Source organism: Paraburkholderia ginsengiterrae, from assembly GCF_001645125.1.
In the GTDB taxonomy this organism is placed as follows: domain Bacteria; phylum Pseudomonadota; class Gammaproteobacteria; order Burkholderiales; family Burkholderiaceae; genus Paraburkholderia; species Paraburkholderia ginsengiterrae.
The window spans coordinates 129,404-140,807 of sequence record NZ_LXKA01000143.1; the positions used below are offsets into that span (position 1 = coordinate 129,404).

The 11,404-nt window shown below is 59.3% G+C and carries 12 protein-coding genes; 6 read left to right on the forward strand and 6 right to left on the reverse strand.

All coding sequences use genetic code 11. The features are described 5' to 3' along the window. Positions 1-53: 53 nt before the first annotated feature. Both ilvB and A6V37_RS12235 read left to right on the forward strand, forming a co-directional pair. Positions 54-1,919 carry a biosynthetic-type acetolactate synthase large subunit gene (gene ilvB, locus A6V37_RS12230; RefSeq protein ID WP_082902665.1) on the forward strand — a complete coding sequence of 622 codons (1,866 nt, stop codon included), beginning with the start codon at positions 54-56 and terminating at the stop codon, positions 1,917-1,919. A gap of 53 nt (positions 1,920-1,972) precedes the next feature. After that, a complete protein-coding gene (locus A6V37_RS12235) occupies positions 1,973-2,878 on the forward strand; it encodes a LysR family transcriptional regulator (protein WP_064267309.1) in 906 nt (301 codons plus the stop codon). 112 nt (positions 2,879-2,990) lie between these two features. Here A6V37_RS12235 and A6V37_RS12240 read toward each other — a convergent pair whose 3' ends face one another. Together A6V37_RS12240 and A6V37_RS12245 are read right to left on the reverse strand one after the other, a co-directional pair. Then, positions 2,991-4,484, reverse strand: a complete 1,494-nt coding sequence (locus A6V37_RS12240) for a CoA-acylating methylmalonate-semialdehyde dehydrogenase (protein WP_064267310.1) — start codon at positions 4,482-4,484, stop codon at positions 2,991-2,993. Positions 4,485-4,633: 149 nt separating this feature from the next. Next, positions 4,634-5,902, reverse strand: a complete 1,269-nt coding sequence (locus tag A6V37_RS12245) for an MFS transporter (protein ID WP_341272010.1) — start codon at positions 5,900-5,902, stop codon at positions 4,634-4,636. Here A6V37_RS12245 and A6V37_RS41300 point away from each other — a divergent pair. Both A6V37_RS41300 and A6V37_RS12250 read left to right on the forward strand, forming a co-directional pair. Then, positions 5,832-6,059, forward strand: coding sequence for a hypothetical protein (locus A6V37_RS41300; protein ID WP_165614423.1), 228 nt, complete (start codon positions 5,832-5,834; stop codon positions 6,057-6,059). The genes A6V37_RS12245 and A6V37_RS41300 overlap by 71 nt on opposite strands. After that, positions 6,046-6,966 carry a LysR family transcriptional regulator gene (locus tag A6V37_RS12250; RefSeq protein WP_064267312.1) on the forward strand — a complete coding sequence of 307 codons (921 nt, stop codon included), beginning with the start codon at positions 6,046-6,048 and terminating at the stop codon, positions 6,964-6,966. Before A6V37_RS41300 ends, A6V37_RS12250 begins: the two co-directional genes overlap by 14 nt. A 309-nt stretch (positions 6,967-7,275) precedes the next feature. On the opposite strand, the gene A6V37_RS12255 is transcribed toward A6V37_RS12250, so the two are convergent. From A6V37_RS12255 to A6V37_RS42805, 4 genes are all read right to left on the reverse strand, one after another. Then, positions 7,276-7,728, reverse strand: coding sequence for a carboxymuconolactone decarboxylase family protein (locus tag A6V37_RS12255; RefSeq protein WP_064267313.1), 453 nt, complete (start codon positions 7,726-7,728; stop codon positions 7,276-7,278). A 37-nt stretch (positions 7,729-7,765) separates the two neighbouring features. Continuing rightward, complete coding sequence (locus tag A6V37_RS12260) at positions 7,766-8,317, reverse strand: 4-hydroxylaminobenzoate lyase (RefSeq protein ID WP_064267328.1); 552 nt, start codon at positions 8,315-8,317, stop codon at positions 7,766-7,768. 100 nt (positions 8,318-8,417) lie between these two features. Beyond that, entirely contained in the window at positions 8,418-9,152 is a 735-nt protein-coding gene (locus tag A6V37_RS12265; protein ID WP_064267314.1) for an SDR family oxidoreductase, read from the reverse strand. After that, on the reverse strand, positions 9,137-9,262 hold the full coding sequence (locus A6V37_RS42805; protein ID WP_278185273.1) for a hypothetical protein: 126 nt from the start codon (positions 9,260-9,262) through the stop codon (positions 9,137-9,139). The genes A6V37_RS12265 and A6V37_RS42805 overlap by 16 nt, the downstream gene beginning before the upstream one ends. 186 nt (positions 9,263-9,448) lie before the next feature. Between A6V37_RS42805 and A6V37_RS12270 the strand changes: the two genes are divergently transcribed. After that, positions 9,449-10,372, forward strand: a complete 924-nt coding sequence (locus A6V37_RS12270) for an AraC family transcriptional regulator (protein ID WP_064267315.1) — start codon at positions 9,449-9,451, stop codon at positions 10,370-10,372. Positions 10,373-10,767: 395 nt separating this feature from the next. After that, positions 10,768-10,920 (forward strand): hypothetical protein, encoded by a 153-nt coding sequence (locus A6V37_RS40645; RefSeq protein ID WP_157447868.1) that lies wholly within the window; start codon positions 10,768-10,770, stop codon positions 10,918-10,920. Positions 10,921-11,404 lie beyond the last annotated feature (484 nt).

Genomic DNA, 11,404 nt, shown 5'->3' on the forward strand with positions numbered 1-11,404 from the left:
CCTTTGATGGTGGCCGCTGACAGTGTCGGCGTCCTTTTTCATGCGAGCCAGTCATGATCCGAAATCCGAACCCTGTTTTAGAAGCCCTCCCGAAACCGCCGCTTGCCGGCGTATCGATGTCGGGTGCCGACATCATCCTGCGCGTGCTCAGCGAACAGGGCGTCGATACCCTATTCGGTTATAGCGGCGGCGCGATTTTGCCGACGTACGACGCTGTCTTTCGTTTCAACGAAATGCACGCGGAAAATCCCGAGCGCCAGATCAACCTCGTGGTACCCGCCAATGAACAGGCCGCGGGCTTCATGGCTGCGGGTTATGCGCGCGCGAGCGGAAAAGTTGGCGTATTCATGGTGACGTCGGGTCCCGGAGCGACCAACGCGGTAACGCCGATTGCCGACTGTAACGGTGATTCAATCCCGGTCGTCCTCATATGCGGACAAGTGCCTCGTGCGATGATTGGCAGTGATGCTTTCCAGGAAGCGCCCGTCTTTAACATCATGTCGGCGTGCGCAAAGCAGGTGTTTCTGGTCACCGACCCGGCCAAGCTGGAACAGACACTGCGGACAGCATTCGAAGTCGCTCGCACCGGCCGTCCTGGCCCGGTTGTCGTGGACGTGCCGAAGGACATCCAGAACTGGACCGGGATCTATCACGGGCAAGGCATATTGGCGTTTCGAGGCTACTCCGACCGTCTTCGAAAGGTGGCCAAAGGCGCTCTTCTCGAAGAGGACAAGCGCAGCGAATTTTTTGATCTGCTGGCGCGGAGCAAGCGACCGCTGCTGTATGCCGGCGGCGGCATCATCACGGCTGGCGCAACGGTTGAATTGCGTCAGTTTGCAGAGCGCTATGGGATTCCTGTGGTGACCACGCTAATGGGCCTTGGCGCAGTATCCGTGAAACACGAACTGGGGCTTGGCATGCTGGGCATGCACGGCACGGCCTGTGCGAACTACGCGGTGGAAGATTGTGATTTCCTGATCGCGGTGGGTGCCCGATTCGACGACCGGGTCGCCGGCGGCCGCCCTGACGCATTCGCGCCCAGAGCGCAGTACGTTGCGCATATCGACATCGATGAGGCGGAAATTAACAAGGTTAAACGGGCGCACTGGACGCACGTAGGCGACGCGAAGGATGCCTTGTTGTCACTGATGAAGCATCGTCCAGCCGCGCAAGCGCATTCGGGCTGGCTCGAACATATCAAGGATCTGAAGCGGGTCTACCGTATGAACTACGACCGGAACAGTCCGCTGATTCAGCCGCAGTTCGTTGTCGAAAAGCTCAGTGAAATTACCGGCGGGCGAGCAATCGTCAGCACAGGCGTCGGCCAGCACCAGATGTGGGCTGCGCAGTTTTTCGACTTCGTCGAGCCGCGAAGCCTCCTGACGTCAGGCAGTATGGGGACGATGGGTTTTGGGCTGCCCGCCGCTATCGGTGCTCAACTGGCGCGACCCGATGCACTTGTGATCGACATCGATGGTGACGGCAGCATCCGCATGAATATTGGCGACCTGGAGACGGCAACCACGTACGGCGTGCCTGTCAAGGTACTGCTGCTCAACAACCTCGGTGACGGGATGATCCGGCAGTGGCAGCGGCTCTTTTACGAGGGTCGATTGTGCGTGAGCGACAAGTCGCTTCATCGCAAGGATTTCGTCATGGCAGCTCGGGCCGACGGGTTTGAGTTTGCGTATCGCGTTGAAGCCATGAGCGAACTCGAGGACAAACTTAAGGCCTTTTTAGAATTTGACGGACCGGCTTTCCTCGAAGTGATGGTCGATCAGGACGCTGACGTGTTTCCGATGGTGGGACCTGGGCAAGGCTACGCGAATATGATCACCGGGCCATTTATCCCCTCGCGGTCTGAGCGGGAATCCGGAGAGGAGGGCGCAGAGCGTCAAGCGGCGGCGGATATGTTCTAACCATACTTCGTGCAGCGAACCTCGACATGTAAAGAGAGACGTAACGACACACGATGGATAAGATTTCCGCAATGAAGGTGTATGTGAAGGTGGTCGAAGCGACCACCTTCACGAGAGCCGCCGAAGTTCTACATACGTCGGCGGTCTATGTTACGCGTATGGTTCAGGCGCTCGAGTCGGATCTGGGCGTGAAACTTCTAATTCGCACAACCCGCCGAAGCAAGCCAACAGAGGCGGGCCTTCGCTACTACGAACGTTGCGTCGCGCTTCTTCGGGATCTGGACGAAATGGACGCCGACGCTCAGGCCTCCAGGGGAAGCAAAAGCGGAGTAGTCCGCGTCAGCATGCCCTCGCTGGTCGCGAAGTCGACTGTTATCCCGGAACTACCGAAATTTTTCGCCAGTAATCCTGATATTCGACTGGACATCAGCATTGTCGATCACCACCCCGATCTGATCGAGGATGGGTTGGACTGTGCCCTGCGCGTGGGAACGGTGAGCGAACTTGGACTGGTCGCTAAAACATTGGGTCACTACAAAACGCTGACCTACGCGTCGCCTGAATATATCCAGGCCCATGGCGAGCCCTCCACCCTGGATGACCTCAGCGATCACATCGGCGTAAGTTACGCCATGAAGTCAGGCCGTATCAGAAGTTGGGAGTTTCTCGAGGGGAAAGAGGTGCGTTCCGTTCAGCTGAAGAGCGCGATCCTGGTGAACGACACGGATACCTACATGGCATGTGGGCTTGCGGGCCTCGGATTGATACAGGGGAGCACTTTTACACTCGACGCTCATGTGCGAGCCGGCCGACTGTGCAAGGTGCTGAGAGACTATCCGTTGAATCCACGCTCTGTGTCCGTTGTGTATGTGCCTAATCGAACCAGGCCAAAACGGGTCGACATTTTTATCGACTGGTTAGTCGATTTGTACTCGATTCATCGTGCCGACCAAAGCTAGTTCGCTTCGGCAGGTTTGGCATTGCTGATTCCGTCTACGTCATCGGATGAAAGAGCGGCATCGCAACGCCCAGGTCGGCGGACCTGACCACGGGCGTCGCGAATTCCGCACTTCAGGTGATGCTGTCGGGCCAGCGTTGCATGACGCTCTTGTAGTGCGTGTAAAAACGCACGGCTTCCTCGCCATATGCGTGATGATCGCCGAACAGCGATCTCTTCCAGCCGCCGAACGAATGCCATGCCGACGGTACCGGACTCGGCACGTTGATGCCCACCATGCCCACCTGAATCTGCCGGGAGAATGCGCGCGCCGCAGCGCCGTCGAAGGTGAAAAGCGATACGCAGTTGCCCAGTTCGTGCGCGTTGACGAGTGCGATCGCACTTGCGAGATCAGGCACGCGCACAACCGACAGCACGGGCCCGAAAATCTCTTCGCGATAGATGCTCATATCCGACTTCACGTCGTCAAAGAGCGAGCCGCCGAGAAAGAAGCCCTCTTCGTGGCCCGGCACGGTCTGGCCGCGACCATCGACGACGAGCTTCGCACCCGCTGCGATGCCCGCGTCGATATAGTCCAACACCTTGGCGCGATGCGCGGCGGAGATGAGCGGCCCCATGTCCAGACCGGGCTCCTCCATGCCGTTGCCCATCCTGAGCGAGCGCACGCGCGGCGCGAGACGCTCGATCAGCTCATCGCCAGTAGGCCCAACCGCCACCGCAACTGAGGTTGCCATGCAGCGCTCGCCCGCCGAGCCATACGCCGAATTGATCAGCGCATCGACGGCTTGATCCATATTCGCGTCGGGCATGACGACGAGATGGTTCTTCGCACTGCCTAGCGCCTGCACGCGTTTGCCGCGCTTTGCGCTTTCGCTGTAGATGTATTCAGCAACCGGCGTCGAGGCGACGACAGACATCGCGACCACATCGGGATGCTGGATCAGCGCATCGACGACGGCCTTGCTGCCATGCACGACATTGAAGACGCCTTTCGGAAAGCCCGCCTCGATGAACAGCTCGGCAAGCCGGATCGATGCCGACGGCGTGCGCTCCGAGGGCTTCAGTATGAACGTGTTGCCGGTCGCGGCGGCCATCACAAACATCCAGCACGGGACCACCATCGGGAAGTTGAACGGCGTGACTCCCGCCGCCACGCCGAGCGGCTGACGTAGATTCCAGGCGTCCATGCCGCCACTGATCTGATCGGTAAACTCGGTCTTGAGCAAGTTCGGAATGCCACACGCGAATTCGACGATTTCGATACCGCGCATCACCTCGCCCTTCGCGTCCGAAAACAGCTTGCCGTGATCGCGCGTAATGAGCTCGGCGAGTTCGTCCGAATGCGCCTCAAGCAACTCCTTGAACTTGAATATCAAACGGGCGCGGGTCAGCGGCGAGGTTTCGCTCCAGGCCGGGAACGCGGCCTTCGCAGCGGCAACAGCGGCCGCGACTTCAGCTGCGTTAGCGACCGGCACGTGGGCTGTCACCCGGCCTGGCGCGGGATCATATACGTCGACGAACTGCCCGCTTGCGCCAACGGCGCGTTGACCATCGATGAAATGACTCAGCTCGCGCACACGCACGGCACCTTGATCTGCTTCTCTCATACATCTCTCCTATAAGACAGATTAGCGGTTCGCGTTTGAGCAACTAGCGCGTCCCTTGTGCGGCCGGTGTGACCTTTCAGTGCCATCCTGTCCGCGTCAACTCGTGCAAAACCCGCTGACTCCCGTCACCAGGCTCTGTATGGATTACTTCAATCCGGGTTCGATGAGATCCGACCCGCGTTGATTCGCGCGTCGGGATGCGGACCTTGCGGTGCTCCTGTGCTGCGAGGAGCGCCGATCAAGTGGAATGCAGAAGCGACGAGCCCGAGCGCGATACCAAAGGCGACGATGCCTGTCCAGCCGAAGCGGGTCATCAGCCAGCCACTGACCACCGTGCCGAGGGCGCCGCCGAAGAAGGTGGCGGTCATATAGAGGCTGTTGATGCGGCCCTGTGCTTTCGGATCGACTGCGAAGGCGCGAGTCTGGTTGGATACCAATCCGGCCTGCACGCCGATATCGAGCACAACGACGCCGATCACGAGGAACGTAAGCGAGGAGTTAGCGCCGGAGAGAAGCAGGTAGGCAAGCGTAACGATGCCGATACTGGCCCCAACCACAGCGCGGGTCCCAAGCCGGTCGGAGGCACGGCCGCCGAGTGAAGCGGCAAACGCGCCGGCCGCACCCATGATGCCGAAGCCACCCGCCCACGCGCTGCCAAGGTGCCATGGTCCGCTGGCAAGGAGCGCCGCCAGATTGACCCAGAAGGCGTTGAAACAGGCCCACAACAAAGCCTGCACAATCATCGATTCACGAATCGGACGATTGTCCCGCGCCAGTGGCCACAGCGAAGCGAGCAGCCGACCGTAGGAAAGATTCGTGGAGGGCACACCCCGCGGCAGGAGCGAAGCGGCAGCGATCCAGACCGGCACCATGAACGCCGCTTCCATCCCGTAGACCGCGCGCCATCCATAAGCCGCACCGACCAGCCCGGCGATCGTGCGACCGAGCAGGATGCCAACCATGATGCCGCTGACGACCGTCCCGACGTTACGCCCTCGCTCGGTCGGCCGCGACATGACGGCCGCAAAGGGCACGAGTTGCTGCGGCACGCAACTGACGATGCCAAGACCAAAGGAAGCCGCAATCAGTGTCCAGATACCGGGCGAGATCGCCGCGGCGGCGGCAAAAACGAAGGCAAGTGCGATCTGACCAAGCACGAGCTTGCGCCGGTCGAAGCGGTCGCCGAGGGGCAACAGCAGCGCAAGCCCGGTAGAGAAACCGAGCAGCGCCGCAGCGGCGATCAGATCAACCATCGTCAGGTCGACCCCCAGCCCCGCTTTGATCAATGGCAGGATCGGCTGGGTGCAATAAATATTGGTGATCACCGCGCCAGCGATGATCGCCATCATGACGATCCTGCCGCGCGACGCTACCGCGGGCGGTGTTGCAATTTCGGGGGTAGTGGGCAGGCCGCGCACGGCGTTCTCCGGTAATTTCGATCTTTCTGGCATCGACAGCAAAATGCTGCGATCCAAAGTTCAGTTGGGAACGTTACGCGCTTGCATATACAAAGAGAATCCGTCAGGATTAGGATTCATCCTTCCATTATTTGATAGGCTTCATGAATCGTCTTGAATCCATGTCGATCCTCGTCGCTGTCGTTGATTCGGGCAGTCTGTCGGCCGCCGCGCGTCGCCTCGGCATGCCGCTGGCAACGGTCAGCCGCAAGGTTGGGGACCTGGAGTCGCATCTGAAGACGCGTCTGCTTCACCGCACGACGCGACAACTTTCGTTGACGGATGCCGGGAGCTCATACGTGGCGGCCTGCCGGCGCATTCTTGAAGAAATTGGCGAAGCCGAGCGCGCTGCGACGGGTGAATACGCCGCGCCTAAAGGCGAGCTGGTGGTCACCGCGCCCGTCGTTTTCGGGCGCTTGCACGTCGTGCCGGTGATTGCGGAGTTTCTCGCGCACTATCCGGAGATCGACATCAGTCTCGTGCTCACGGATCGCGTTGTGCATCTGATGGACGAGCACACTGACATCGCGGTCCGGATCGGCGAACTGCCAGATAGCACGCTCATGGCGACGAGAGTTGGAACGGTTCGCCGGGTGGTATGTGCAAGTCAGGAATATCTGGCAACTCATGGCGATCCGACAAATCCACGCGATCTCGCCGGTCATGAGTGCATTAGCTTCGAGGTCCTCGAGTCCGTGCGCGCCTGGGTTTTCGGGAGTGGCAAGTCAGAGTTGTCCGTGCCGGTTCATTCACGGCTAACAGTCAATACGGCGGAGGCAGCTATAGCAGCCGCGAGTCTCGGAGTTGGATTGGTACGGGTGTTGTCCTACCAGGTTGCAGACGCCATACGTGACAACATACTTCGCGTCGTGCTCGACACTTTTGAGTCGGCGCCATTGCCTATCAATCTCGTGCATAAAGGACAAGCGCCGCTGCCGTTGAAGTTGCGTGCTTTCCTCGACTTCGTGACGCCGCGTCTACGCACTCGTACGTCGCACGAATTCACTGATGTCACGACGCCTTGACTGCCCGGTCAGGGCAATGGATTGGAACCATCTGAAAGACTGTCGTTCCTGTGTTCGGATTGAGCGACACATTCGGCAACGGAAGCCAGTGCCGCAACGAGGCTATCTTCCCCAGCCGTGCCCATAACCGCCGAAACCGATGCCAACGTCGACGGATGGCGCTGCGTAGTACCCTCGCGATCGACCAGATGTATTTTCCGCAACACTGTCGGGACGAGCGGCAGCTTCGGACTCCCTTGCCGCCACCCGAGCCGGCTTTGAATGACGCGCCCAAGCGGCAAGCGCCCAAAGGCGCTTGAACGACAACGGTTAGTGCTCGGCGCTCAAGACGGGCAACTTGCGGAAGGAGATCGCAAAGCGATTCCAGCTGTTGATCGCCGAAACTAGCAACGTCAGGTCGACGATCTCCTCGTCGCTGAAATGCGGCTTGACGGCCTCCCAAACCACGTCGGGTACATGGTCTTGCGACACGAGTGTGACGGCTTCCGTCCATTCCAGTGCTGCACGTTCGCGGTCCGTGAAGAACGGCGTTTCACGCCAGACGACCACGGCCGCCAGTCGGCGATCGGTTTCGCCGGCCTTGCGCGCATCGGTCGTGTGCATGTCCACGCAGAAGGCGCATCCATTGATTTGCGACGCGCGAAGACGGACTAGTTCGGCGAGGGACTTTCCAAGCGATGACTTGCCGATCTGCTCTTCGAGCGCGTACAGGGCCTTGACCGCATTCGGGTTGGCATTGAAGAAATCGAGACGTTGTTCCATGGTGCTCCCGGTGGTGGTTTGGAGGAGGGCGAGCGCTTCAATGCTGCGGCGGTTTGACGTCGAACGCAATCCGCCCCGCGGGCAGGAAGGTGAGCGAGATGACAGCACCTCCCTTGACTTCCGGAAAGTGGTGGCTGCCCGGCGCGGGCGCAGTCCAACCGCCATAACACCAGCCGTTCGGACCTGCGAGCGCAGCACCTTCATCGAGCGGTACCACCAGATTGATCTCGCCATACGGGTGCAGATGATCATCGGCGCGGAAGCTGCATTCCGGGTTGTCCTGGGTGTTACCCGTGCTATCCAACAGCACCGCTGTTGCGCTGAAGAAGAGCGTCTCCGCGCTGGGCATGACGACTCGTGAGCGACGGTAACGCGGGCCAGCGACCTCGATATCGGCCGCCCAGCCATCCTTCACGCCGAGGGTAGTCAGTCGCGCGAGGTCCTTGTACAACTCGCTTTCAATGCCGTATTTCGTATTCAGCCATTGCTCGAACTCGGTACTCGTGGTCATGTCCTTGACCTCTTGCAGAAAGGGGATGAAGCGGGCGACAAGTTCGTCTTTGCGGTTTGTGAATTGGCTTTGAGACATGTTTGACATAGCACCTGTGAGCGTCGGCGAAACCCGATGGCGTTGCACGTATCACGCCCTTCGGGATCGACGATGAATGGAAACGGATTGACGGTTTTGCTTAGTCCAGGCCGCCGCTCACCGGAATATAGTGGCCGGTGGTGAAACCCGCCCCCTCACTTGCGAGAAACGCGATCGTTTTGGCCGCGTCGGTGGGACGGGCGAGCCGTTTCATCGGTATGGCCGCAGCAATCGCTTTCTGGCGTTCGGGCGGAATCAGCCTATCCGCGGTCGCACCTTCCACCGTGGTCGGTGCAACAAGGTTGGCGGTGATGCCGTGCGGCGCCAGCTCAAGCGCGATGTACCGTACGAACTGATCCAGGGCCGCCTTGGAAGTCCCCAGTGTAATCATCCCGACCCGCGCGCGAGTGGATGGCAGGGCACTCATATAGATCAGCCGTCCGTTGCCACGCGACATCATGCCTGGTACAACAGCCTTGGTCACCACGAATGCGGCATGCAACTCGGTGTCGAGCTTACCGCCGAGTTGCTCCCAGCTCAGATCGGCAAACGTGGAAATCACGTACGGTGTCAACGCGCAGTGCACGAGAACGTCGATTCCGCCCCAACGCTGATCGATTTCATTGACCATAGCGGCGACATCATCGGCGTCGGTTACGTTGGCTTTAATCGCCATGGCTTCTCCACCGGCCGCGACGATAGCTCCCACCACGTCGTCGGCCCGGGCTGCGCTGTTGCGATAATTTATAACAACCCGGTGCCCTTGTTCGGCCAGCGTCTTCGCAGTCGCCGCGCCAATGTCGCCGCCGCCCCCCGTGATTAGCGCGATTGACATGAGGCCACCTCCACTTCTTCATACTTGAAATAGCTGCCCTGACCGGCCGCACGCGCGGTCAGTTCTTCTTGGATACGACGCTCCACATAGATCAATTCAGTTGTGCGCATCAAAGTAACTCCTCTGTCAGGCCAAGGTCGAGCAGTGCGCTCGTGTGTTTCTGCGACGGAAACGCCCGGTGTTGCGTCACGACCCCGGCGCTACATATCAAGGTACTAGTAGCGATTCTTGCTCAGAGCACCCGTTCGATCCATAATCAATCGATCAATTTTCCTATCGCATCGTACATATTTGCTATGGACCCGCTTTCCGACGTGTTCTCCCTGCTGAAGGTCAAAAGCGTGCTTTCGGCGCGCTTTGAGGCTGCCGAACCATGGGCCTTGAGATTTGCTGCCTATCGTCATGTCAAATTCGTGGGAGTCATCAAGGGCGATAGATGGGTGTGGATTGAAGGCGTCACCGCGCCCGCGAAAATGATGGCGGGAGACTTTTGTCTCCTCACTGACGGATCACCCTACTGTTTCGCCAGCGATCCGGGCGTGGAACCGCACGATGGGGATAAGGTGCTTGCCACTAACGTGGGGGCGGACAGAATTGTTCGCTATGGTCGGGGAGAAATGTGTGCGATCAGCGTCGGAGGCCTGTTCGAGTTTGACGGTGACATGAGCGGGCTGCTGCTCAATTTACTGCCCCCGCTTGTTCTCGTTTCCGCGGATTCTCCGGATGCCAGATCGCTGCATGCGGCCCTCGAACTGATCAGGGCGGAGACAGAGTCAGTCCGGCCCGGCGCGGCCGCAATGGCGGGCAGCCTCGCGAATATTGTGCTGGTGAACATCCTGCGAGCTCATCTTGCCGCGAGCCCGAGATCAGCGGGCTGGCTAGGCGCGTTGTCGGATCCAAGGATCGGCTCCGCGCTCAGGATGGTGCATGAACAATTAGCACGTCGCTGGAAAGTGGAGGAATTGGCGTCGAAGGTCGGCATGTCACGCACCGCGTTCATTGAGCGCTTCAAGGATCTCGTGGGGTTGCCGCCACTGGAATATCTGATCGGCTGGCGCATGACGATTGCCAGGGATGCCTTAAAGACGGGAAAAGACAATCTCGCAAGCATCGCCGCCGCAGTCGGCTACGCATCCGAAACCACTTTCAGTTCGACTTTCAAAAGGATGTTTGGACAGAGCCCCAGCCGGTATCGCGCGGAAGCACGGAGCAAAATTTGAATGCCGGGGGCAGGGTTTTCGCGCTGACAACCAATGCACTGCTGGATGGACCAGGCAAGCAGCCGCCAAAAACAGGTGGCCGGTTTACGGCAGTTCGGGGACGCTTGCTGCGAAGCCGCGGAGGGCGGAAGTGGGGCGATAGCACGCGTTCGAGTGCTCGAGAAGAAAGGCATGCGGTAATTCGTCTCAATGACGACAAGGCCGAGCGGCCGGAACCAGACTTTTCAACATGGATGAATTCGCCCCAATCCGTGGTATGTCGAAATTCATCGCTGGACCGTAAAGTCGAGCAATGGTGTGTTGTAATGTACGTAATAATTCAAGTCGTAGTAATGGCATGTCGAAAATCGCGATCCAGCCTCGGTATCTTCTATGCTCACGTGCGGCAATCCGGGATGGAACGGGTGCTGACGGACTATTTCGACTATGACAACCTGGCGACCGTCGTGCGTGTGCTGCGACGCGCAGGAACTGAACTGCAATCGCGCATCGATCAGGTCGCAGATCTCGTCCGCCGGCTCGAAGAGCAGCATACTCACGCAAGGTAAGGCGCCGTCGTCTGAGTCGAATCTCAAGTGGTGCGGCGTCGTTCCGTAGAGCGCGTCGATCTGGAGGCGCAGTATCTGATCTATGCGGGAAGCATCGTTGTGGTGCGACGATTGCCGTGCTGCTCAGCTCATGTCATCCTGCGCTTTTCATTCGTACTGGCATCATCGATGACGACTTCCACGAGATCAGACACGAATCGCGTTTCCCAGCCTCGGGATGTCGAGGACCAACAGGCCGGCCCGGTATTGACAGCCGCGGATACCGAACGCCTCAGGAACTCGCGGATCGTGGGGATAGAGGGAACTGTGACTGACATGACCGAAGAGAAGCTTACCGTCATAACCGGCGCTTCGCAGACATGTCGTCTATGGCGTTCACGAGCCGCGGAGCAAGCGGGTGTACGTCGCCTTCGCGGTCATGGCATTGCCAGGGCAAAGCAATAAAAATGTTCGTCTCCAGGCCGTCGGCGACCTGCCGCGGATT

Excerpts from the sequence above, each read along its gene's own strand:
- ilvB (WP_082902665.1), top strand. The coding sequence starts at position 54 with ATGATCCGAAATCCGAACCCTGTTTTAGAAGCCCTCCCGAAACCGCCG.
- A6V37_RS12235 (WP_064267309.1), top strand. The coding sequence starts at position 1,973 with ATGGATAAGATTTCCGCAATGAAGGTGTATGTGAAGGTGGTCGAAGCG.
- A6V37_RS12240 (WP_064267310.1), bottom strand. The coding sequence starts at position 4,484 with ATGAGAGAAGCAGATCAAGGTGCCGTGCGTGTGCGCGAGCTGAGTCAT.
- A6V37_RS41300 (WP_165614423.1), top strand. The coding sequence starts at position 5,832 with ATGACGATCCTGCCGCGCGACGCTACCGCGGGCGGTGTTGCAATTTCG.
- A6V37_RS12250 (WP_064267312.1), top strand. The coding sequence starts at position 6,046 with ATGAATCGTCTTGAATCCATGTCGATCCTCGTCGCTGTCGTTGATTCG.
- A6V37_RS12255 (WP_064267313.1), bottom strand. The coding sequence starts at position 7,728 with ATGGAACAACGTCTCGATTTCTTCAATGCCAACCCGAATGCGGTCAAG.
- A6V37_RS12260 (WP_064267328.1), bottom strand. The coding sequence starts at position 8,317 with ATGTCTCAAAGCCAATTCACAAACCGCAAAGACGAACTTGTCGCCCGC.
- A6V37_RS12265 (WP_064267314.1), bottom strand. The coding sequence starts at position 9,152 with ATGTCAATCGCGCTAATCACGGGGGGCGGCGGCGACATTGGCGCGGCG.
- A6V37_RS42805 (WP_278185273.1), bottom strand. The coding sequence starts at position 9,262 with ATGCGCACAACTGAATTGATCTATGTGGAGCGTCGTATCCAAGAAGAA.
- A6V37_RS12270 (WP_064267315.1), top strand. The coding sequence starts at position 9,449 with ATGGACCCGCTTTCCGACGTGTTCTCCCTGCTGAAGGTCAAAAGCGTG.
- A6V37_RS40645 (WP_157447868.1), top strand. The coding sequence starts at position 10,768 with ATGGAACGGGTGCTGACGGACTATTTCGACTATGACAACCTGGCGACC.